The 21038-nt window shown below is 53.1% G+C and carries 24 protein-coding genes; 8 read left to right on the top strand and 16 right to left on the bottom strand.

The genetic code is table 11. The features are described from left to right. The 3 genes from ABIE60_RS16390 to ABIE60_RS16400 form a co-directional block, all read right to left on the bottom strand. Positions 1 to 3577, bottom strand: a 3577-nt coding sequence (locus tag ABIE60_RS16390) for a DUF4347 domain-containing protein (protein ID WP_354470568.1), incomplete at its 3' end; no start/stop codon positions are given. Between the two features lie 51 nt (positions 3578 to 3628). Further along, complete coding sequence (locus tag ABIE60_RS16395; RefSeq protein ID WP_354470569.1) at positions 3629 to 4357, bottom strand: efflux RND transporter periplasmic adaptor subunit; 729 nt, start codon at positions 4355 to 4357, stop codon at positions 3629 to 3631. Then, positions 4357 to 5910, bottom strand: a complete 1554-nt coding sequence (locus ABIE60_RS16400) for a TolC family protein (protein ID WP_354470570.1) — start codon at positions 5908 to 5910, stop codon at positions 4357 to 4359. Before ABIE60_RS16400 ends, ABIE60_RS16395 begins: the two co-directional genes overlap by 1 nt. Before the next feature lie 231 nt (positions 5911 to 6141). Between ABIE60_RS16400 and ABIE60_RS16405 the strand changes: the two genes are divergently transcribed. Next, a complete protein-coding gene (locus tag ABIE60_RS16405) occupies positions 6142 to 7479 on the top strand; it encodes a magnesium transporter (protein WP_354470571.1) in 1338 nt (445 codons plus the stop codon). On the opposite strand, the gene ABIE60_RS16410 is transcribed toward ABIE60_RS16405, so the two are convergent. Continuing rightward, positions 7474 to 8037: a DUF1285 domain-containing protein gene (locus ABIE60_RS16410; RefSeq protein WP_354470572.1), complete on the bottom strand. Its 564-nt coding sequence runs from the start codon at positions 8035 to 8037 to the stop codon at positions 7474 to 7476. The two genes, ABIE60_RS16405 and ABIE60_RS16410, sit on opposite strands and share 6 nt — an antisense overlap. A 102-nt stretch (positions 8038 to 8139) precedes the next feature. Between ABIE60_RS16410 and ABIE60_RS16415 the strand changes: the two genes are divergently transcribed. Further along, positions 8140 to 9102: a methylenetetrahydrofolate reductase gene (locus tag ABIE60_RS16415; RefSeq protein WP_354470573.1), complete on the top strand. Its 963-nt coding sequence runs from the start codon at positions 8140 to 8142 to the stop codon at positions 9100 to 9102. Here ABIE60_RS16415 and ABIE60_RS16420 read toward each other — a convergent pair. From ABIE60_RS16420 to ABIE60_RS16455, 8 genes are all read right to left on the bottom strand, one after another. Further along, entirely contained in the window at positions 9093 to 9821 is a 729-nt protein-coding gene (locus ABIE60_RS16420; protein WP_354470574.1) for an aspartyl protease family protein, read from the bottom strand. The genes ABIE60_RS16415 and ABIE60_RS16420 overlap by 10 nt on opposite strands. Positions 9822 to 9839: 18 nt before the next feature. Next, positions 9840 to 10214 carry a translation initiation factor Sui1 gene (locus tag ABIE60_RS16425; protein WP_354470575.1) on the bottom strand — a complete coding sequence of 125 codons (375 nt, stop codon included), beginning with the start codon at positions 10212 to 10214 and terminating at the stop codon, positions 9840 to 9842. A gap of 65 nt (positions 10215 to 10279) precedes the next feature. Then, entirely contained in the window at positions 10280 to 11596 is a 1317-nt protein-coding gene (locus ABIE60_RS16430) for a deoxyguanosinetriphosphate triphosphohydrolase (protein WP_354470576.1), read from the bottom strand. A gap of 6 nt (positions 11597 to 11602) precedes the next feature. Beyond that, on the bottom strand, positions 11603 to 13012 hold the full coding sequence (locus tag ABIE60_RS16435; RefSeq protein ID WP_354470577.1) for a pilus assembly PilX family protein: 1410 nt from the start codon (positions 13010 to 13012) through the stop codon (positions 11603 to 11605). Positions 13013 to 13056: 44 nt separating this feature from the next. Beyond that, positions 13057 to 13440 carry a type IV pilin protein gene (locus tag ABIE60_RS16440; RefSeq protein ID WP_354470578.1) on the bottom strand — a complete coding sequence of 128 codons (384 nt, stop codon included), beginning with the start codon at positions 13438 to 13440 and terminating at the stop codon, positions 13057 to 13059. Between the two features lie 16 nt (positions 13441 to 13456). Continuing rightward, entirely contained in the window at positions 13457 to 14140 is a 684-nt protein-coding gene (locus ABIE60_RS16445) for a PilW family protein (RefSeq protein ID WP_354470579.1), read from the bottom strand. Continuing rightward, entirely contained in the window at positions 14137 to 14628 is a 492-nt protein-coding gene (locus tag ABIE60_RS16450; RefSeq protein ID WP_354470580.1) for a type IV pilus modification PilV family protein, read from the bottom strand. The genes ABIE60_RS16445 and ABIE60_RS16450 overlap by 4 nt, the downstream gene beginning before the upstream one ends. A 39-nt stretch (positions 14629 to 14667) precedes the next feature. Continuing rightward, the gene (locus ABIE60_RS16455) at positions 14668 to 15108 is read right to left on the bottom strand and encodes a GspH/FimT family pseudopilin (protein WP_354470581.1); all 441 of its coding nucleotides are present in this window, start codon (positions 15106 to 15108) and stop codon (positions 14668 to 14670) included. 242 nt (positions 15109 to 15350) lie between these two features. Here ABIE60_RS16455 and ABIE60_RS16460 point away from each other — a divergent pair, with 242 nt between their 5' ends. Further along, positions 15351 to 16751, top strand: coding sequence for a pilus assembly PilX family protein (locus ABIE60_RS16460; protein ID WP_354470582.1), 1401 nt, complete (start codon positions 15351 to 15353; stop codon positions 16749 to 16751). Between the two features lie 119 nt (positions 16752 to 16870). Here the strand turns inward: ABIE60_RS16460 and ABIE60_RS16465 are convergent, their stop codons facing one another. Then, on the bottom strand, positions 16871 to 17827 hold the full coding sequence (locus ABIE60_RS16465; RefSeq protein WP_354470583.1) for a GSU2403 family nucleotidyltransferase fold protein: 957 nt from the start codon (positions 17825 to 17827) through the stop codon (positions 16871 to 16873). Between the two features lie 310 nt (positions 17828 to 18137). On the opposite strand from ABIE60_RS16465, the gene ABIE60_RS16470 reads away from it, so the two are divergent. From ABIE60_RS16470 to ABIE60_RS16490, 5 genes are all read left to right on the top strand, one after another. Beyond that, positions 18138 to 18428: a nucleotidyltransferase substrate binding protein gene (locus ABIE60_RS16470; RefSeq protein ID WP_354470584.1), complete on the top strand. Its 291-nt coding sequence runs from the start codon at positions 18138 to 18140 to the stop codon at positions 18426 to 18428. Continuing rightward, complete coding sequence (locus ABIE60_RS16475; protein ID WP_354470591.1) at positions 18425 to 18595, top strand: nucleotidyltransferase substrate binding protein; 171 nt, start codon at positions 18425 to 18427, stop codon at positions 18593 to 18595. Before ABIE60_RS16470 ends, ABIE60_RS16475 begins: the two co-directional genes overlap by 4 nt. After that, entirely contained in the window at positions 18576 to 18890 is a 315-nt protein-coding gene (locus tag ABIE60_RS16480) for a nucleotidyltransferase family protein (protein ID WP_354470585.1), read from the top strand. Before ABIE60_RS16475 ends, ABIE60_RS16480 begins: the two co-directional genes overlap by 20 nt. A gap of 169 nt (positions 18891 to 19059) precedes the next feature. Beyond that, a complete protein-coding gene (locus ABIE60_RS16485) occupies positions 19060 to 19296 on the top strand; it encodes a ParD-like family protein (protein ID WP_354470586.1) in 237 nt (78 codons plus the stop codon). Further along, positions 19265 to 19594, top strand: a complete 330-nt coding sequence (locus ABIE60_RS16490) for a type II toxin-antitoxin system RelE/ParE family toxin (RefSeq protein ID WP_354470587.1) — start codon at positions 19265 to 19267, stop codon at positions 19592 to 19594. The genes ABIE60_RS16485 and ABIE60_RS16490 overlap by 32 nt, the downstream gene beginning before the upstream one ends. Before the next feature lie 32 nt (positions 19595 to 19626). On the opposite strand, the gene ABIE60_RS16495 is transcribed toward ABIE60_RS16490, so the two are convergent. The 3 genes from ABIE60_RS16495 to ABIE60_RS16505 all read right to left on the bottom strand — a co-directional run. Beyond that, complete coding sequence (locus tag ABIE60_RS16495; protein WP_354470588.1) at positions 19627 to 19968, bottom strand: type II toxin-antitoxin system HicB family antitoxin; 342 nt, start codon at positions 19966 to 19968, stop codon at positions 19627 to 19629. Next, positions 19965 to 20213, bottom strand: a complete 249-nt coding sequence (locus ABIE60_RS16500) for a type II toxin-antitoxin system HicA family toxin (protein WP_354470589.1) — start codon at positions 20211 to 20213, stop codon at positions 19965 to 19967. The genes ABIE60_RS16495 and ABIE60_RS16500 overlap by 4 nt, the downstream gene beginning before the upstream one ends. Positions 20214 to 20352: 139 nt before the next feature. Next, the coding region (locus tag ABIE60_RS16505; RefSeq protein WP_354470590.1) for a transposase at positions 20353 to 21038 on the bottom strand (686 nt) is incomplete at its 5' end.

A 21038-nucleotide genomic window follows, 5' to 3' on the forward strand; every position in this document is an offset into this window, starting at 1 on the left:
AAATGCTGAACGCGTTTTCGAGGGCGGTACGCTGGTCATCAGTCAATGTCAGATCGGTCGTGCCATCCGCAAGCTTCGCTGTCACGGTCTTGGTCACTTCCGCGGCCGTTGGACGGTCAGATGGGTCCGCATCAGTAAACGTGATTGAGCCGCTGTCACTCAGCGAGCCGGTGGTAATTGCCGCGTCCGTATCAACGGTTGTAACCGCCGGCGTGTCGTTCACGCCATTGATGGTAATATCAAGCGTGGCAGCCTCAAGGGTGCCGAACCCAGCGCCGCCGTATTCAACAATGTAGCCATCAATGCTCGGGTTATTGTTGGCGTAATCATTCCAGTCACCGACACCATCATAAAAGTGTGCTACGTCTTCGCCACCGGAATCATTCGGCTCACCAGGGCGCCAGTTATCATAGCTTGCACTGAGCAACGTACCGGCTTCAGGCCCAGTCACCCACCGCCAGACACCTTCACTGGCCGCATCGCTCGCTCCCATCCAGCCGTCACCACCGAGTTTGGGTGAAATAAAGGCGTTCTCTTCTGCCGAGGTAACGGTGGCGAGGTAGCCATTCAGACCGAACAGGGTACGCGACTCGGCTGCAGTCTTGGCGGCATCCCAAGTGATTCCGGGGGCACTGACATACTCGTAGTAGTGACCATTTGCCGGGTTATAGAACAGTCCCTGCTCATCCACTCGATACGGCTGCCAACTGTTGCCGCTGTCATCGCTGGCTTCAATAGTCAGTTCATCACTGCCAAAGTAATCCGCATCACCTGCATACCTCAGTGTATTCAGGGCAGCCTGTACGTCTGCCAGTGCGCCCGAGAATTCCAAAGTGTGTCCACCCGACTGTGTCACCGTAACGGAACCGGCACTATCGAGCGTGAGATTACCGTGATTGGCATTGACGCGAATCGTGATGTTGTCACCTTCAACATCACTCACCGTAAAGCCATTGATCAACACCGAAGAGTCTTCGTCTAGGGTCACCGACGACTGCCCGGTAATGCTCACCGGGTCATTGACGGCAGCAACATCCATATTGACTTGCATGCTGGTGGTCGAGACGCCACCCTGGCTGTCAACGGCCTTGACCGTGAACGCGCCCAACTGTCCATTGGCATTGGTAGCTGGCGTCCAGCGCAGGGTTTCATCCAATGACAGGGTAGTGACGCCTGCCGTGACAGCAACATAATTTCCAGCCACCAGCTTTTCCAAGGTGCCGCTGGAAATGCTTTCAACCCGGAAGCTGATCGCATCATTATCAACATCAGATGCATTGGACAGTGCCAACAGGTCCGCATGGGTAATGATTTCAGCGGTATCCTCAGTTGCATTGCTGATGGTGCCTGAAGCGTTCAGGGTTGGCAGGTCATTGACCGGTGTAACAGAGGTGTTCAGGCTAACTGCGCTGGAGGAAACAGCGGCAGTACCCCCTGTTGCACTGGGCGCGATGGTATCGAATGCCTGGCGAGTTGCGCCGGAGGTGAAGCTGATGCTGTTATCAGAACTATCGACTGCATGGGCGCTCAAGCTACCGGGAGTGCCGTTATAATCAGCCGCCGGTACGAACCTCAGGCTTGAACTGCTGGACAGAAGCAGCCCTGCATCCGTTGATACAGCGCCGATTGAGTGCCAGTTGGTGCCATCTGTGGAGTACTGCCATTCGCCTTCAGACGGATCACTTGCGTCAGCGGTAATGATGATTCCGGCAAGCGTATCCGCAGGCGTATAAGCCGTATCCGGATCAACAAACAGGCCATTGAACAAACTACCTACAGTTGATCCACTTGGTGACGTTGCGTCCTCATTTACGGCACCCAGCGAGGCGTGACCCGAAAAGCTCGGCGCATTATTCAGCATTTCAACATTGACAGTGAGACTGGACGAAGCAGTTTGGGACAGGCTGTTAAGTGCCGACACAGTGATCGTTTTAGAGGTGGTCGAATCATCGGAGCTGTTAACATACGTCACCTGCTGAGCCAGATCGGTAACCACGATATCCGTCACGTATGGATCTTCAACCCGGATATTATCGATATACATCGATGCACCAAGCGCTCTACCACCAGTTTTGTCAAATGTGCCCGATATAAATACAAAACGGTAATTGCCATCGGTTGGCACAGTAACACTGCCAACGCCAGAGCCGGTCGTCCCATAGGACTGCAATGCAATTGAAATAGCACCAGTGTCAGCATTCAGCAGGTAGCCAACAACATGGTAATCATCGCTAATATTATTAGCTTGCCAGTCAAACTTCAGAACCATACCTGCCGTAGCAACAAACTGATCACTGAAAGCGGCAGGACCATGCACAACACCATAAGAGGTACTAGACAGGCTTGACTCCTCCAAGCGAAGCCGCCCGGCGTCCACTTGCACAATCGGGTTGTCATAACCTGAAGTTAGATCATTATCATCCAGGCCCGGGGTTCGTGAGTCATAGTTGATCAATGAATCCGACGGCGTCAGCCAGCCCGCAATAGAGGTGACGCCAAGATCAACATGTGAAGTGTAGGCCGTCCAGTTGTTCATCCCCGCACTGAAATCACCATTCAAAACCGGGGATGTCCCGGGTATTGTCTGGTTTATCAAATTGATTCGCAGAGCATTACCGTTAGTGCCATTCAGTGTACTATCGATCGTGCCAATCAAGGTTGCCTGGTGGTAAACGTTTGATCCAGAAATGGATATATTGCCACCAGAAGCCAGTGCGAGCTGATCTCCCAAGCTCTCGCCAGCGGTAACATCAAACTGAACGTACCCATCGCCATAATTGGCACCGCCTGTAAACGTAATGCCACTAGCAACAGTAACAGCACTGCCACCCTCTGTGTAATCAACGCTGGCAAGGCCGGAGATACTGGGTGCCAAAAGGCCATCAAATTCGTCCACAACCAAGGCGAGTGCCTCAACACTACCGCTTGTAGCCTCAAGCTCCCAATCCCCGCCCAGACTTTCGGCACCGGTCAAATCCTCAGACGCGGCCACATCCGCCTGTGTCAGCGAGGCGACCGAGTCAATGAAATCACGCCCTTCACTGTCGGCACCCACGTAGCAACCGTATAGCATCAGGTCGCCGGCCTCAGTCAGTGACTCGCCCAAGGTGGACAGCAGTTCCGCATTCGCATCAAGGTTTTCAGTATTGAGGGTCAGAGTACCCAGCTTCAGTTCACCCACATCACCGTGTGAGAACAGGTGGATCGCATCAATGCCCTCTTGGCCCTGCAGGGCCGCGACCATCTGCTCTAGACCATTGCCACTACCGTCGATCAGGATCACTTCGACATTGTCACCCAAGCCATCAACCAGGCTCTGGTAATCCTCGACGGCGGTATCAACAAATGCCACCTCACGGCGTGTACCCGGCTCACTCCCATTAGGTGCGGGCGCTGCAAAATGAACACTTTGATCAGCCGAGTCGGTATGAACCGACTCATCCTGAAAGGCCACATCGGTTGTCATTTCAGCCGTGGTGGCAACAGCGGCACCATCAAGCAGGATGCGCGGCTCAAGAGCAGTAATCAGCGGCTTGCGACGAAAACGGATCGGGGTAGCGGTAGTCTGGTTTTTCATAGTCTCTATCCCTTTAGCGCACCGGGCATCTTGCCTGTTAGCGGTGCTGTTTTACTGGGCACTGGGCGCGCTGATTACAGCGGTGGCGCTCATGCCGGGTATCAGTTCAGATTCTTGAGTAATAGTGGCGCGAAGCAGGACAGTTTGGCTGACCGCATCAATTGCCGGAATGATTGCACTGACGACAGCCTCGGCGGGCTCGGTTCGATCATCAACCAGCAGCCTGATCGACTGACCAGGCTCAAGCCAGTTCAGCCATGCAGCCGGTACTACGATTTCAGCCTCAAGCGCACTGAAGCCCACAATCTCGATCAGCTCCTGTTGCTGCCGAATATTTTCGTGTGCGTTCACATGCAGACTGACAACCTTGCCATCCCATGGAGCCTTGATGGTACAGCGTTCAGTATTGAGCCGAGCAATTTGCAGCTCAGACAGAGACTGGGCGTACTCCGATTGAGCCAGCGCCACATCAAGCTCGCCAATGGAGTTCAACGCCTTGAGCTCGCGCGCATTATCACGCTTAATGCGTGCCGCCCGCACTTCCGCCGAGACTTTGTCAGCCTGAGCCTGATACAGGGCACAATCCAGCTCGACCAGAGAATCGCCTTTGGAAAAAGCCTCACCAGGGCGCACCGGCAAACTCTTTACCTTCGCCGCCAACTCACCAGACAGAACTGCGCGATCAAGCGCCTTGATAACGGCCCTTGCCTCGTACTCAGCCAGCGCGACCGATGGCAGCAAAAACAGTGCTACCAAGATCGATACCATCAGCGCTCGCATCAGCCTGCCTTGCTCTCATCTGCGGCTTCAGCTGCGGACTGCTCCTGAGTGACCTGTTCCATCTGACCACTCTGCCACTGATTGAAACGCTGGCCGATCTGTTTACTCAGATCATCCAGGGCCACTTCACTGTAGTCTTCCGGCAGCAGGTCCATACCCATGGTTACATACACGCGGCCATAGCTGTTCTGCAGATCGGCATAGGCCACATCGCGGCGCAGCTCAGCCAGAACGGTATTCAAAGACTCACGGATCAAGTCAAGTTTGGACGCACGTTTGGCCTGGGCAGCATTAAGTGTTTGCTCACCGATTCGCTCGGCCACTCCCAGATACTCGCCGGCAAGGTCGAAGGTTTTACGTGCCTGTTCATAACGAATGCGCGACAAGTGTACCTGCGTCAAAACCGCCATTGAGGCCGCCAGGCGCTGCTCTTCAACCAAGGCTTCTCGGGTTTTCGCCATGCGGCGTTCGGCCCCCACCTTGAACACATCGAACAGGTTCCAGCTTATCTGAGCACCCATGCTGGTCCAGTCCTGATTCAGCAGGTACTCGTTACTGTCTTGATAGATACCGGCTGTCAGGTTGAAGCTCGGCAAGAAACTCAGCATGGCAGCACGGGTTTCTGCGGCAGAGATACGCTTCTGATAGTGGGTTTCAACCAGTTCAGGACGCTGCGCAAGTGCAAGCTCTTCCATATGTTCAAGTTCAACAGCCAGCTGAGGCACGATGAAACTCGGGTTATCCACATCACTCAGCACGAATTGCGAGCCAGGCTTGAGACCCATCAGGCTGGCCAGTTCTGTTTTCGCACCCATCAAGTCCTGACGCAATGACTGCAGCGATCGCAGAATATCCAGCAGCTCACGCTGATAGTAGAGCGCTTCCAGCGGCGAGCGCAGACGCTGCGTCTCAACCTGCCGAGAGTCCTTCAAGGCATCACTCGCCTGCTCAATCAGCGGGTTAATCTTGGTCAACAGACGCTCGGCTGAAACGGCACGCCAATAGGCTGCACGTACGTCCTGAGTGATGTTGTGTACAACCTTGCGTTCACGTTCCTTGCTGATCAGGTAGCGGTCAGCATGCTGCTTTGCACGCACATACGAGAGACCAAAATCGAGAACATTCCAGGCGAATGCCACGTCCTGGGTATCACGCTCTTTGTCCTGAGAAACGGAATAGGAAGGGTTCGGGCTTAGTGCATCAGGCTCGCCATCGGTAAAATTAACGCTGGCTGATGCTGCATACTCACTGCGCTTCGAGTAGCCTGCCGAAGCGGTCAGACTGGGGAGCATTTCATGCTGTACAAGTTCAATTTGCCCCTGCGCCAACGCAGCTTCAAGTGCTTTCAGCTTCTTGTCGCGGTTATTCAGTACAGCACGAGCAATCGCTTCATCCAGCGTAATGGCTCCATCAACAGCTTGATCCTGTGACAGCAGTTCAATATCAGTCTGGGCAGTCGCGGCAAGCTGGTCAGGTGAAATACTGCTGGGCGTGACCGAACATCCGGAAATCACAACAGCAAGAGAAGTGGCAAGCAGAGTCTTTTTAAACATTATCCGTCTGTCCTTTACGCCGATCTGAATAGGAAACGTGTGTTTGATACCGGTTTATATCAGATAAACTAACCCGATAGCTGACCAAACCTGACATCTGTTTGTTATTTTTCTGCGACAGATCAAAACACGCTCACCTCACCGAGCTAACCTCCACTTATTACCCAAATGTCACCCAACCGGGTTAAGATCCGCCTGACATCCATGCGTTAAAGAAAGAAGGCCCAGCCCATGAGTGACGACATCAGCCAGCATATCGATCAGATGATCCGCCACGACGACAATCCCGGCGGGCAGCCCCTGCCCGAGTCGTTCGAAGCGCTTGAGCCGGATCAGATTGCGCTGCTGCTGGAATCACTGCCGCTGGATGCCCGTCAACATGCCTGGGAGCACGTACCGGCAGGGCTGCATGCCGATGTGCTGGTCGCCATGCGTGGCGAGGCGCGCGAGAGTCTGCTGCGCCATTTTGACAGCGCAACACTGGACCAACTGATTTCGGACCTGGATGCCGAAACGCTTATCGAGCTGGCCGAGTCACTGCCTGAAGAGGTTGTGGATATCGCGCTGGCGCGCATGGATGACAAGCAGCGCACCCACTATGAACAGAGCGCCCGTTACGACGACAACGCCATTGGCCGTTATGTGGATCATGAATTGCTGGTGTTGCCGCATAACAGCCGTGTGCGGGATGCCCAGCGCCTGCTGCGACGGGCCGTACCGGAATATACCGAACACCTCTGGCTGGTGGATCGCACCGGGCGCTATACCGGTGCCGTTTCAGTCACCACCCTGTTCAGCGCGGCTTCGCATCTGCCGCTGACGGAGCTTTGCGCTCCTGAACTTGAACCGCTTCAGGCCGAAACCGAGCTCAAGGAAGCTGCCGATCGTTTTGAACTGGCAGCCGTTGCAGCACTGCCTGTGGTGGGCGATAACGGCCTTCTGCTCGGGCGCATGACGCAGCGCCTGAGTACGGAAATTCTGCACGAAACCTACGAAGCCCAATTGATGGCCACAGCCGGTCTTAACGAGGAGGAAGACCTGTTTGCGCCGGTGATGCGCAGCTCGCGCCGCCGCGCAACCTGGCTGGGGATCAACCTGCTCACCGCCTTTCTGGCCTCATGGACGATTGGCCTGTTTGAAGGCACGCTGGAGCAGATCGTGGCACTGGCCGTACTGATGCCTGTTGTGGCATCAATGGGCGGGATCGCCGGCAGTCAGACGCTGACATTGATCATTCGCGGCCTGGCACTGGGGCAGATCACCACCGCCAACATGATGCCGCTGCTGAAAAAGGAGCTCAGTGTCGGCGGCCTGAACGGGGTACTCTGGGCACTGGTCATCGGCGTGGTCGCGTCGCTGTGGTTCAGCAGCGCGGCCATTGGCATCGTGATTGCACTGGCGATTGTGATCAACATCGCCGCGGCCGCGCTGTCGGGCGTTCTGATCCCAGTGGTACTCGAACGTTTCAAGATCGACCCGGCCCTGTCAGGCTCGGTCATCCTGACCACCGTCACCGATGTAGTGGGCTTTGTGGCCTTTCTGGGGCTGGGGACGCTGTTGTTGCTATAGCCTTAGTTTTCCCAAGCTGAAGGCTTCACCTGTGCTGTCTACAATCAGCTCAGAGCCTTTCTTGTCATGCACCACTCGCCCCAGCTCCACCAACTGGTAAAACAGATTACGCGCCAGCTTGCCCTCCATACCGAAACGAATCATCAAATAGGGTGAAGGTTCGCCGGTTTTCGGGTCAGTCTCGACCCGAATCGGATGCTCCGCATCAGCCAGCACACGGTCGCCAGTGGACGTTGTAAAAATCAACTCAATCCCCTTTTCACCCTTCCTTCGCTCCACCTGAGTTACAAAAAAAGGCACGTCATCCACCTGAATGCCGACCTTCTCGACCGGTGTCTTCAAGAAATACTTGTCCCCTTCACGCCAGAGTACCCGCGCAAACATCTTCACCATCGCTTCGCGCCCAATGGGCGAACCTTCATAGAACCAGCGTCCATCTGCCGCAATCCGCATATCAATATCGCCGCAAAACTCCGGGTTCCATTTCTCCAGTGGCGGAATACCGGTTTCATCTTTCAGCTGCTGGCCTAACTGTGCGGGGTCAAACGTTGTACTCATGAAGATGCCTCACAATGTCTGCAGAAGATTTCATCACCCTTTCCAATTAAATGAATATAATTCACAAAGCAATCAAGACCAACCGGATAATGGAAAGCCACCATGAGCGATACCCTGCAACAAAAATTTGCCGACCCTCACCGCAGCGTCTGTTTTGTGGGCACCACCCCACCCAAGGCCAGCACCGAGGATATGCAGATGCAGGAGATCGCCGAGCGCCTGCTGGCCCGACTGGACACACTGGAGTATGACGGCCTGATCGTCTATGACATTCAGGATGAAAGCAGCCGTATCGACACGCCGCGCCCCTTTCCCTACATGGAAACCCGCGACCCGCGTGATTACTCACGCCTGCTCAGCCAGCAGAGCGGCAAGCCGATCATCACCTACAAAAGCGTTGCCCAGCGTGACCGGGCCGATTTTGAACACTGGCTGGAGCAGAGCTGGAACGAATACGGTGTGCGCAACCTGGTACTGGTGGGCAGCCCCTCATCCGAAGGCGACATCAAACTGTCACTGAACGAGGCCTATACCGCCCTGCAAGAACACCCGCACCCGTTTCATCTGGGCGGCGTGACCATTGCTGAGCGCCACGCGGTCAAGGGCAACGAACATGAGCGCCTGCTGGGCAAAATGGCCAACGGCTGTGAATTTTTCGTATCGCAGGCGGTGTATAACGCACAGGCCACCATCGACCTGCTGACATCCTATGCCCGCAGCTGCAAGGAGCAGGGACTGACACCGCAGCGCATCATTCTGACATTCACACCCTGCGGCAGTGCCAAGACGCTGGAGTTTATGCAGTGGCTGGGCATCTCGGTTCCCGAGGCCACCCGCTACCGCATTCTGGATGCCGAAAAGCCGCTGGCGGAATCGATTCGCATCTGCCAGAGCAACCTGGAACAGATTCTGGATGCCTGTCTGCCATTGGGCCTGCCGCTGGGGTTGAACATTGAAAGCCTGACCAACCGCAAGGCCGAAATCGATGCCTCAATCCAACTGTATCAGCTGCTCAAGGCAACGCTCGACCTGAGACTGGCCGAGCGGCACCTGGCTCAGGGCTGAGCCAACTCGGTTTCAAGCCGGGCCAGCAGTTCAGCTCTGGCCCGCGCCAGTTCGCGGTAACGATCCGCTTCCCAGATCACCAGCCCGCGCTGCAGATCGATTTCATATTTGACGGTAGACAGCACATCCATCCCCAACAGACCGTCGTAGGGCAGATTTGACTGCGGATCAATGACCAGCACTTCAGCCCCATTGCGCTCAATCGGGCCAAACGCCATTCGATTGATGGTCATCACGCTGGTCGGAATGCGTGCGCCACCGACCACCGTGGCATAACCGGCAGGGCGCGGTACCGCATTGAAACCACGAATAGCGTTACGGTGCAAAATCGTACGGGTTGCGCCGGTATCGACAATCAGGTTGAGCGTCAACGTACGCCCAAGGTAACGCATTTCAACCGGGACTCTGGCGCTGTTGCCCTCAACATTGGCGGTCTGCTCAAGGCTTTTCATCTCCGCTTCGATCTTACCGATCTCGGCTTCGGCATCACCGCGGGTCTCGATACGCTCAAGCACCAGCGCCCGGCGCTCCTGCTCGGACTTGCTCAGCGTCTTCGACTCTTCCTGACGGGTCTGAACCTGCTGCCTGAACTGCGGCGGAATCTGGCTCTGGCGGTCTACATACACCTTGCGGCCGCGCTCATCCACATAGTGGTATATCTCGGCGCTGACCGGCTGCACCAGCGCCAGCACGCCCACAAATCCCCATACCGCTTTCATCCCTGCACCTCGCTTGCTTCAACCGCCAGAGAGTTTGACCTTATAGCCCTCGGCCTCCAGCGCCGCTTTCAACGTTTCACGATGATCGCCCTGAATCTCGATCACCCCCTCTTTTACCGCCCCGCCGGTACCGCAACGCTGCTTCAGCTTTTTCGCCAGCGTTTTCAGCTCAGCACTCGCCAGCGGCACACCCGTGATGGTGGTTACACCCTTGCCCTTGCGGCCACTGGTCTCGCGCCGAATGCGCACCACACCATCCAGCGCCGCCAGCCGCTCGGCCTCACTCAGATCATCGCACTTGCACTGCGCTTCCGGCTCGCCACAGGCCGGGCAGTGCCGACCGCTTTCAGTTGAATATACCAGCCCACCGAGCTGGTCACGTAGACTTGCCATACTGTTTCACACAATCCTGAGCGTTATATCAAGTAAGAATCAAAAAACCGCGCTACATTATGGACCTAAAGCCCCACACCACCAATCTGGCGTGCCAGATAGCTGGCGTAGTTATCGGTCATACCGGAGATAAAATCCAGCGCACGGCGATAGCTGTCGTACAGGGGCCAGTCCGGTGCAGGGGCATGGATACCCATCAGGCTGATGATCTTCTGGCTGCGATAGCCCAGCCCTTCACGGCCTTTGCAGTACTGTTCGTACACCGCATCCATAAATGCCTCCAGCAGAATACCCAACGTGGTGTAAGCCCCCACTTCCAGCTCGGCCTTGCGGGTATCGGGAAATACCCGTTCGCGCGCGATACGTTTGGCGGTACTGATTCCATCCCGCACCAGCGGGTCGCCGTCCAGCAGCAACTCACCTGTATAGGTTCCGGCCATGATCGACTCATACTGGCGCGCAAACACCTGCACCACCGAGTTGACCATGTTTTCCATCGCCTTACCGCGCAGGGCCGAAATCTTGCGTCGTGCTGAAGCCTGAGACGCAAAAATCGCATCGTCAAACTCAAGATCACCGCACAATTGCAGGAGAATCTGTTTTACATCCTCAAAGCTGAGAATGTGCAGCTCGATGGCATCTTCAAGGTCCAGAATGGCATAACAGATGTCGTCAGCCGCTTCGAGCAGGTAGGCCAGTGGATGACGGCACCAGCATCCTTCACCCTGAGAAACCAGTCCAAGATCACGCCCCAGTGCATTCAGAATGTCGCGCTCTGAACAGAACGCGCTGAACTTGCCACGTGGCCCTGCATGTTCAACACCCCAGGGGTATTTCAGCAGTGTGCCCAGTGTCGGGAAGGTCAGGCGCAAGCCACCGTCAAACAAGTGGTTCTCGATCCGGGTCACCACCCGAAAGCCCTGCGCATTGCCCTCAAACACCTGCAGGTCCATCCGCTCCAGCTCAGACAAAGGCTGCAGCCGCTCATCCTGCTGATGGCGGCTGAACCAGTCACGAATGGCGTACTCACCGGCATGACCGAATGGTGGGTTGCCGATATCGTGCGCCAGACAGGCCGACTGCACAATCATGCCCAGATCGTGCGGTGTGACCCAGGGCGGCAACTCATCCGCAATCAGCTCACCCACGCGAATACCGAGGCTGCGGCCAAGGCTACCGACCTCCATCGAGTGTGTCAGGCGGGTGTGGATATGATCGTTGAGGGCGAAGGGATGTACCTGCGTCTTGCGCCCCAGCCGGCGAAACGCGCTGGAGAAGATGATGCGGTCATGGTCCTTGTGAAAATGCGAACGCCCGACCTCGTCGGGCGTCAGCTCAGCATGACCGTAGCGCTGGGTGGTGAGGAGTTGGGGCCAGTGCATTGGCAATCAGTTATTGACCTCTTCGAACCAGTCAAAAGCGTATAAGGTGCCGAAAGAACCATCTTCATCGCCCGCCCCGCCCTCAGGGCAACTTGCCGGAGCAGGAAAATTCACACCCTCATCTATCCCTGCAGCAGCGAGACTGTCAGCCGCATCTATCAAGTTCTGGCAGCCATAGTTATACAGTGCGTTACCACCGCCACTGACATCCCAATTTACCTTTGGCTCATCAGCATCGTAGCTCCAGCTTGCTGTATCGCTTTCATTGGGTTCGAGGTAACCATCTGAGTCCGCACTATCACCAAAATCAATATTCGAAACGATCATAGTGCCACTCAGGCCATTAGCTGTACCACCACCACCGATGTTAACTTCTCCCCCCAGTACGATAATAATGCCATCCCAATGCGGGGTACCACCGAAGTCTGCACGGCCAGTCACAACCAAAACCCCTGCCCCTTCAAGTGAACCTGTAATATCCAGATTGCCATACACAATGGTTGTTTCCATACTGGAAGGGTCGCCCGGAGTGCCCAAGTTGGCGGGCCAGTCCGCATGGTTTTTTGTTACGACACGGTCTTTCTTAGCATTATTATCTGGGTCTCCAATTACCTTCCTGCTTCCATCTGTTACAGCTTCGAGCTGAACAAAAAACTCTCTCAGCCCATTAGGGTCGGTAAAGTCTGGAGCTGGGTTGTTCGCAACAACTCCACCTACAAGCTGTCCACTGGCATTACCATCAGCATCTGCATCTGAGTTACGAATTTGCTCAGCGCATTCAGTGGTGTTTGTGGACAGTGCTGGCCCCCCCTTACCATCGTAGAGATATGAATTTGAGGGTCCGAAGTCGAAGTCGCAGATCACAGGCTCTGCGTCGGGATTATCGTTGACAAAAACAGCCGGCCAAGTCGCCTCACCATCATGACTGACATTGAAATGGATATACCGAAGTGATGCAGCCTGTTCGCCGGTGCTGACCAAACTCACTGTTTTCATGCCACCACCACCTACAGTACACGTGCCTCCGTAGTTAACGGTAAAGGTGCTGCCATTGCCGTGCTCACCTGAAAAAAGCTCAGTATTAGAGTCCTCTGGGTCCGGGTAGATTTTCCCATCAGGATCAACCAGCTCATCGCTGTCACAGCTATAGTAAAACCATGTAGGCGGGTTTGAATCTTCTCCTTGGTACTTTTCCCACAGGAAAACATCAACCGCCTCTTTCATGCCCGCTTCTGAAGCCAAAAACGCATCAGATGAACGCCGTGTATTACCACTGATCTGCTCATCCTGAACAGAACTCTGCATGATAACTACAGCGCCTAACATGAGCACAACCAGAAAGATCATGCCTATAACCAAGACAGAACCTCTCTGTTTTCTGTAGCCTTCTATATTTTCACACATTTGACTATTCATGTAACACGCTCCTTCGCTGGAATCTAATAGCCTTCCTGGGCAAGCTAATTCCAGCATGCAGCAGGTTCAGTTTTGCCTGTACTGAACAACTTCATATTTCCACTACATTCGCCATCCGAATGACCATTGGCGGCAGTAGCAGTTAACGTGTATTGCGTTCCACCAGCGGCAATACTAATCGTCCAGTTCTGGCTATCACTTGTAACACTTGAGAGATCACAGTCATCATCATCGTATTTATTGTAAGAAGTAAAGCATCGCTCCAACCTCTGGGCCACCAGTGACATAGCCGCCTGCGCCTCTGCACGCTTGGCCCTGAGGACATAGTCTTGATAAGCCGGCAGCGCGATGGAAGCCAAAATACCAATGACAACCACGACGATCATAACTTCGATGAGTGTGAAACCTTTGCTGTATATCTTTTTCATTATATTTTCCGAATCATCAAGGCGTTATCAGTTTAGCCACACGGTTTCTTAAGGTTATGGTGGATACTATTGGGGGCGGGCTGAAATCTGCCGTTGGAACAAAACCCACCCTAATGCGAAGAGAAATAATTTCTTCTACGTCTGTATGGATCGTGTCATAGGAGGTGTAGCTAATACTATCGCCCTTATCCGATGTATAGCCAAAAGCGATATCAAAGCTGCCTATTCGATCAACGAGCGGTGATGGGCCTTCCGTTGTACTTCCAGAGGGGGTAACAACAGTCCTTGTATAACTGATCTCATCGTCATCAAAGCCGAACGCCACAACAACTTTATCTCCATCAGGCACCATATAGGCTGCCCTCAGCGTGCTACCATCCAGCTCAAGAATGCCGTTATCACTCACATTACTACTGCTGCAACTCAGGACACTGGGGGCATCGTCACAACCCCTCCCAGCCATTCGCAGATCGCGCCCTAAAAAATCGAACAAGAAGCGGGCATTATCAGTTATCGCAACCATGTTTTGGCGGGCATTACTAGCCTCTCGGCTTGCCAGCATGGTCTGGAGCACACCTCCTAGCAACACCAGTCCAATTAAAAGACCAATCATCAATTCAACAAGAGATAGCCCCTGCTGCTTGTAAAGTGATGCTGACCCAGTCATATAACGGACGATTGAACGTCTATCCCTGTTCATTTTCTCACCGTATACGTAAAGTTGTCCTGAAGTGCCACTGACATATCGTTATTTTCATCGATACTGCGTTCATTCCACTGAATGCTGATTGTCAGGTCAGTACCATCACTGGTGACTTCAGCTGATTGGAGTAATCCACCAAACACAGAGTGAGTGTTGCCGCACCAGTCCTCTTCATCAGATGACGCAATGGCGGACTCACTGCCACTGAAACTATCAGGTGCCAAAATGCTTCCTGCAGTATAACCTGAGCAGTCAAACACATAGTCGGTGTCATCAGCCTTGGGGTTGGCCCTGACTCGCTCTTCAAGATCCATTGCCTGAATGGACGCCAAAGCACGCAAGTAGGTGCTGTGACTCAGGCTGAGTGTTTTGGCATACATGCCTGCCAGCGCCAGCAATGCAAACGAGAAGATCACAAGCGCAATCATGGACTCCAATAGCGTAAAGCCGCCGTTGTGCCCTGCTTTAGGATGTTTCAGCTCCATCTGATTCAGCACCTCCTGTTTATTAGCCCTGACACCCATTTACTCACACCCACCATTCGTTTGACGGACCGCACCACTGAGCAAGAGTGCAACACACCTTTTAATGCCATCGTTGTAGTCAAGCTCAAAGTCTTGAGCACTGTTTGCCATACCCCTGCCGTTGAAGCTGACGGCCGTGTCATTATCAATGCCAACCTGGGTGTGGAATGCTTTGTAAACACGCAAATCAGTGTTACCAACCTTGACAGCCCAACCGCCGGCATACGAGCCATCGACATCTACTGTTGTGTTGCGCGTAATTGCTTCACTACGTGCATAGCGGAATGAGTCGGCCAGCGTATCAGCTGCCGAGTCAAGACGGGACCGTTCCATCATGGACTGAAAAGAAGGTAACCCGATCCCAACGATGATAGCCAGGACCGCTATCGTGACCATCAACTCAACGACAGAAAAGCCCTGACAATGGGTGCGAGCATTCATCATAGGCATCCTTGCATCAGCCTTTGTTGATTTATCATTTTGAGTGTACACCATGGCTACCATCACGCAAGAACGTCACAGTGACACTTTATCTTGCACTGTACAATTATTGTTCAAGATCATTGCCCGCACAGGATTGTTCAGGCAAGATTAAGTTTCAACTGCAGGGCAGTCAGTGCAGCTGATTGTACTCAGAGTATATGACACTCTGGCCAGAAGACACGGAAAGATGGAGGCGCATCATGCCCACCCACACCCCACCCTACCACCGGCAGCAAGGATCGGTACTGCTGATAGGTATGATATTCCTCGTTGTGCTGATGCTGGGCGCAACAACCATTATGCAGTCCGCTGTTCAGGACGAAAGAATTACAGGTAACAGCAAGGCAAGCACTGAAGCATTTTTCGCTGCCGAAGCCGGTTACCGGAGTACCATCAATTACCTGCTGCCTAAGTCTGACCCGGATGATCCAGACTCTGAAGTTGATAAAGAACAAGCCAACAGTCGCTGGAAAGACATTTATGCTCAGGTAAAGACTTATGATGACATTGCTGACTGGCAAGAAGACGGGAGCATTGACCTACCTCAAGGATTAAACCCTGGCCAGAAAATAGCACTCTCTGTGGCACCTGTTTATGAAACAATCACTGATGAGGATGGTGTAACCATCACTCAACGTGCAGCAAACAAGATCAGGTTTGTCAGCAAAGGGACTGACAGTTCAGGTCGAGCAGAGCGGTCCATTGGTTTTGACCTTCAAGGAGGAGGAGGCGCAGGGTTGCCACCGGCCCCCGCCGCAATCAGCTGTTTTGGAGGAGATTGCATTATCAGAGCGGGTGCTGCCAACAAGGCACCAATAAGTGGTGTTGACCATCCTCTACCCAGCAATCCTGACTGTAATGGCAACAATTGCCGCACAGAAGGCGACCACGACAGTGAAAACAATGTACCAGCTGTTTACCTGTCTAATTTTGACGACAACGATAGTAAAGTCGAGGTGCAGGGCAACAATGGCGGCGGTAACAACGGCGGCGGTAACAAGGTTTCATTTGAAGGAGCTGACCGTAACGAAGCAGAGCGTGAAAATTTTTATCAGTTCATAGATGATTCCGGTAAAACCAAAGCAGATAACGGCTCTATCTGGGGGCCCGCTGACTATGATAAATCGCCAAAGGATACCCCTCTGGACTCAGAATATGCGGGGCCTAATGCAACTTTATTCAAGGACATTTATGCTGAAGCTGAGGGCGCAACCTCTAACTTCAATGATTCGTTGACAGTCGTCAATACTAACGAATTTAACGGCGACATCCCTATTGGCGACAACCATCACGGCATCCTTATCGTCGAAGGCAAGGGCGCCAATGGCACCTCAAACGTGCTGGAGGCCAAAGGTAACGGCTACTTTGCCGGCCTCATCATCATCAAGGACTGCAACTCATTATCTTTTAAGGGCACACCCTACATTTTTGGTGCTGTTATAGTTGATGCAACTGATTGCCCTGATGACTACAGGCCTTTTGTCGGAACTGGCAACCCCGAGGTACTTTACAGCAGTGAAGCCTTGGATATGGCCGGTAGCGGGATAAGCGGCGGCCTCAACGGCGACAAAATTGACTGGTATGAAATCACCGGCAACTAAAGGACACGACTAAACCTGCCCCACTTATCAGGGGCAGGGCAACCGCGGATAAACGGGGTCTGCCCCCACTTTGGATAAACGGTGGATAAACGGGGTCTGTCCCCATTTTTCCCATTGTTCTAAAGCGAAAACTCATCCATTGCATCTACTGCCTGGACTTGAAGTGCATGCGGAAATATCCGGCTGATTGCGCGGGTCAAAGGCAGATCAGTCAGCTCATTGCGTATCATCGTTGCAACCAGCCGAGCCTGATCTTCATCACGGATTCGTTTCATTGGTTCGCGATCAGGCTGCTGGCTGACAAACCATTTATGGAGCACAAAAGCACGCGGATCAACAGTCGCAACACGCAGCGGCATTCCCTGTTCATCGAATACCACCGCATCATAATGCGGCGCTGACACATGCCACTTCAGGGCATCGATCGCGACGGGGTGCAGATCCTCCTTCTCCAATAGTTCATCAAATGCGCTTCGCTGCATGGGCGAACCAGCCCCCTGTGTAATAAAATCCACCCGATACCCCTTATCGTTTGCAGCAGCAAACTCAAAGGGCGAAGACGAAACTTTGCGAAAACTTTTGTCACTTCTCTGAAGCAGTGACAGCAATGAACGCGGCTGCAAGCCCGATACGATTCGCATCCCTTGGCGTGCATCCATCAATACATCCATATCTTCGGTTGCAAGGTGCTCAGACTGGATCATAACCCCGGCTCTGGCTTCAAACGCATACAGGGCATTTGTACCGATCAAACGATAGGGTATCTTGTGTTTGTGCAGTGCACGAAGTACACGCGCACCAGCAAGCGGGAAGCGATTAAGATGATTTGCCTTGATATACGCCGCATGCCTTTTGAATTGATCACGATAAGCTGCCTCTTGAGCCTTGTAGTTTGACTGTCGACACTCAAATTGCTCCTTGACGCGTTCAGTTTCGGCGGAACGTGGACCCAGTGATCGGTTCTTGCCATAGGAATAGGCACGATAAAGGTATTCACGACCACTGATCGTTTTCCAATGCATAGAGCCTGCAACGCTATCTGCCTGCAGGCGGTGCTGCTCCAGCTGCTCAAACAACTGACGCGCATTAACAGCAACACGAATCTGTTCAGACTCCAGCCGCCTATATCCCATATTGGCAAACCCCGCTCTCACGCTCAAGGCATACAGCCCAGATTTTAACTAAACATCTTAAAATATTATAGAAAGTTTAGTTAAAAACAAGTCGCCAGGTAAACGGGGTCTGTCCCTTTTTCAAGCCTGTCGGTTGAGGTAGCAAGACAGGCTATAATGCCGGGCAGGACGAACGCGCAGGTAAACGGGGTCCGGGTAAACGGGGTCTGTCCCTTTTCCTCCTTCGCCTTACTGACACAACAGGATCTTGCAAATGACCGACACTCCCCTTGCATACACATTGGACCTGAGCCCATTACGCGATGCCATCCAGTCACTGGAAGACGGTATCGAGGTAGTCAGCGATATCTCATGGTTTAACCAGCAGAACCATAAGGTGCGGAACACACTCATTGCAGGGGTCATTCAAAACTTTGAATTCGTGTATGAAATTTGCGTCAAGATGCTGCGTAGACAGTTGGAACTGGAGGCAGCAGCCCTGACGAGATCGATCACTCCAGCTTTCGTGACCTGCTCCGCTACGGCGGCGAAAGAGGGCTACTGAGTGATGTAGAAGCCTGGCTCGGTTATCGTCAAATGCGCAACATCACTTCACACACCTACGATCACGGAAAGGCCGAGATCGTCTGGCAGCAAACCAAAGTATTCATCCACGATGCAAAGGCTCTGTTGCAACAACTGGAAGCCCGCAATGCCGCTCCCACTGCCTGATATTGAAATCGAGCCGCGTCATTGGGCGATAGTGGCCGATATTCTGGAAAAACACCTGCCTGACTACGAAGTATGGGCATTTGGCTCACGCGCACGCCATAACGCCAAGCGTTATTCTGATCTGGACCTGGCGATTATCAGCGAGGAGCCTTTGCCCCTGCAGCAACTCGCTGTCATAAACGCTGAGTTTTCAGACTCTGACCTGCCGTGGCGGGTTGATCTACTGGACTGGGCAGCAACCAGCGAAGCCTTTCGAAGCCAAATCAGGCAATGCTATTGTGTTGTTAAGCAGTAAACGGGGTCTGTCCCATTTTTGCTCTCATAGCCACCAATATTCGGCACAAGCAAGCGTTGCACTTTGCGACAAATTGTCGCAACATAAGACCAACCATAAGGCCGATGACAAAGAAAAGACACTGATAACTGAAAGAAAAGTCCGCTTACAACGCAATGAGGAAAGAAAAATGGCTACTAGTGTTCGACTTGACGATGCGTTCGTCGAGGACGTAAAAATTCACTCAGCAGCCTCTCACCGTACAGTGCCGAAGCAGATCGAACACTGGGCGAAGATTGGGCAAATTGTCGAAGACAATCCAGATCTTCCCTATGAGTTCATCCGCGAGGCGCTGATCGCCCGTGAGGCTGTTTCCGCCGGTAAGGTAACCAAATATGTCCGGAGAACAAAACGCGCAACCCGTTAACGTATATGAGAGCCCTGTCTTTAAGAAGGCGCTCGATAAGCTCCCTGATGAAGATGTCGTCATCATTGAAGATGAGATAGACGCCATCATTGACGACCCTGAAATTGGAGAGCAGAAAAAAGGAGATCTCAGTTATCTCCGCGTCCACAAATTCAGCCTGAATGGGCAGCAGGTTCTGCTGGGCTACAACTGGCAAAAGGAGCAGCTTAATCTGCATCTTTTAAACATAGGCCCGCACGAGAATTTTTATGATAAAGCCAAGAAACGCCGCAAGGCCGATCTAAAGTTCATCAAGTGATCAACAGAAAGCGGAAATGGGGTCCATCCCCTTTACTCTGCATGATTCATGATGTATTCACTCAAAGCACGACGCGCCAGGTCGTTGAGTGAAATATTTTCTCGACTGGCCACCACACTGGCAGCCATATGAAGATCGTGACCGACCCTCACATTGAACGATCCCTTACAGGGAGTATCGGGCGCTTTACCAAGCTCTTTACAATCTTCAAGATATCCATCAACTGAAGCTCTGAACTCATGCTCAAGTGATTTCAGATCAATGGCCTCATACGTGACCAAGTCGCGGATGAACGCCAATTTCCCATACAAGGCGCCACTTTCGAGATCTGGCTCAATTGTGCCCAGGTACCCCTTATACTTGAGATATGTCACAAATAACCCTCCCGCTTTAGTGCAGTACGCACATCTTTCAATGCGCCCCCTTTAATATAGCTTTCCGGATGGGGCTTATGCAGACGCATCATGTGGCCGGTATCTGCGTTATAAAACCGCACTCGTGAGCCTGCCATTTCCTGCATTTCATAGCCCAGATGGGCAAGCAAAGTAACAAGATCAGACCATGCAAACGTATTGTTTGCGGATTCCAGCTTCGAAAGCAATTTTTCACTCTTACTCATCGAGCCTCCTGCTCATGCGACCAACTATAGTTGCACAGCAACCTACTGGCAAGTTAACAACGTTGCAGTGTTTCTGACCATCACAGATAAAGGTTTTGGCAGGCTCTGGAGGATAATAGTAAACGGGGGCCGTCGTTTATCATTTCTCATGCCCCCCTGTGGATCGTGGCCGCCCAGGCCTTCCGGTGCCAAACCGTGCACCAGTGGCATTTTCTATCTCGGCGCGGAAGCGCTCATTGCCAAATGGATGCCCGCTGCTCATGGCTCTCCGCATTTGGTCGACCAGCCCATCCTCCAGCGCAAAGCGAAACAAGTCACGATAGGCAAACTGCCGCTCTGACACGCTGGTCCCCAAAGCAAGATAGCTTTCATGCGGTGTAATCCATGGTCCAAGCGCCTGCTGGGCATTAAACCGATAACTCGACCAGCGGTACTCTGCAGGATGCGCCACCATGCCAGCCCTGACGGGATTGAGTTCAATGTAACGGTAGCAGCTCAGCATATAGTGTTCGCTTGCTATCAGGGACGATTTAAAGCGACCTTCCCAAAGCGTGCCTGTACGCTGGTACAGCCGATTGATACGCTGCACGTAACGCTGGCCTAAATGCTTCATCAAGGAGGATACGGCACTTCCGACAGTCGGTGTAACAAGCAGGTGGACGTGGTTTGTCATCAGACAATAGGCATGCAGCTGAATGCCATGTTCAACGCAGAGTTCGCGTAGCTGTTCAAGGTAGAACAGATAATCATCTTCAGCAAAAAAGGTAACAGCACGGTTATTCCCGCGCTGAATAATGTGCAAAGGCACACCGTCCAGAACAATAC

It is taken from the genome of Marinobacterium sp. MBR-109 (assembly GCF_040547565.1).
In the GTDB taxonomy this organism is placed as follows: domain Bacteria; phylum Pseudomonadota; class Gammaproteobacteria; order Pseudomonadales; family Balneatricaceae; genus Marinobacterium.

Bases quoted from the DNA above. Each gene is read 5' to 3' on its own strand.
- ABIE60_RS16395 (WP_354470569.1), bottom strand. From the start codon at position 4,357: ATGCGAGCGCTGATGGTATCGATCTTGGTAGCACTGTTTTTGCTGCCA.
- ABIE60_RS16405 (WP_354470571.1), top strand. From the start codon at position 6,142: ATGAGTGACGACATCAGCCAGCATATCGATCAGATGATCCGCCACGAC.
- ABIE60_RS16490 (WP_354470587.1), top strand. From the start codon at position 19,265: ATGTCCGGAGAACAAAACGCGCAACCCGTTAACGTATATGAGAGCCCT.
- ABIE60_RS16425 (WP_354470575.1), bottom strand. From the start codon at position 10,214: ATGGCAAGTCTACGTGACCAGCTCGGTGGGCTGGTATATTCAACTGAA.
- ABIE60_RS16400 (WP_354470570.1), bottom strand. From the start codon at position 5,910: ATGTTTAAAAAGACTCTGCTTGCCACTTCTCTTGCTGTTGTGATTTCC.
- ABIE60_RS16435 (WP_354470577.1), bottom strand. From the start codon at position 13,012: ATGAATAGTCAAATGTGTGAAAATATAGAAGGCTACAGAAAACAGAGA.
- ABIE60_RS16470 (WP_354470584.1), top strand. From the start codon at position 18,138: ATGACCGACACTCCCCTTGCATACACATTGGACCTGAGCCCATTACGC.
- ABIE60_RS16420 (WP_354470574.1), bottom strand. From the start codon at position 9,821: ATGAAAGCGGTATGGGGATTTGTGGGCGTGCTGGCGCTGGTGCAGCCG.
- ABIE60_RS16485 (WP_354470586.1), top strand. From the start codon at position 19,060: ATGGCTACTAGTGTTCGACTTGACGATGCGTTCGTCGAGGACGTAAAA.
- ABIE60_RS16500 (WP_354470589.1), bottom strand. From the start codon at position 20,213: ATGAGTAAGAGTGAAAAATTGCTTTCGAAGCTGGAATCCGCAAACAAT.
- ABIE60_RS16445 (WP_354470579.1), bottom strand. From the start codon at position 14,140: ATGAACAGGGATAGACGTTCAATCGTCCGTTATATGACTGGGTCAGCA.
- ABIE60_RS16415 (WP_354470573.1), top strand. From the start codon at position 8,140: ATGAGCGATACCCTGCAACAAAAATTTGCCGACCCTCACCGCAGCGTC.
- ABIE60_RS16430 (WP_354470576.1), bottom strand. From the start codon at position 11,596: ATGCACTGGCCCCAACTCCTCACCACCCAGCGCTACGGTCATGCTGAG.
- ABIE60_RS16460 (WP_354470582.1), top strand. From the start codon at position 15,351: ATGCCCACCCACACCCCACCCTACCACCGGCAGCAAGGATCGGTACTG.
- ABIE60_RS16450 (WP_354470580.1), bottom strand. From the start codon at position 14,628: ATGGAGCTGAAACATCCTAAAGCAGGGCACAACGGCGGCTTTACGCTA.
- ABIE60_RS16440 (WP_354470578.1), bottom strand. From the start codon at position 13,440: ATGAAAAAGATATACAGCAAAGGTTTCACACTCATCGAAGTTATGATC.
- ABIE60_RS16410 (WP_354470572.1), bottom strand. From the start codon at position 8,037: ATGAGTACAACGTTTGACCCCGCACAGTTAGGCCAGCAGCTGAAAGAT.
- ABIE60_RS16455 (WP_354470581.1), bottom strand. From the start codon at position 15,108: ATGAATGCTCGCACCCATTGTCAGGGCTTTTCTGTCGTTGAGTTGATG.
- ABIE60_RS16480 (WP_354470585.1), top strand. From the start codon at position 18,576: ATGCCGCTCCCACTGCCTGATATTGAAATCGAGCCGCGTCATTGGGCG.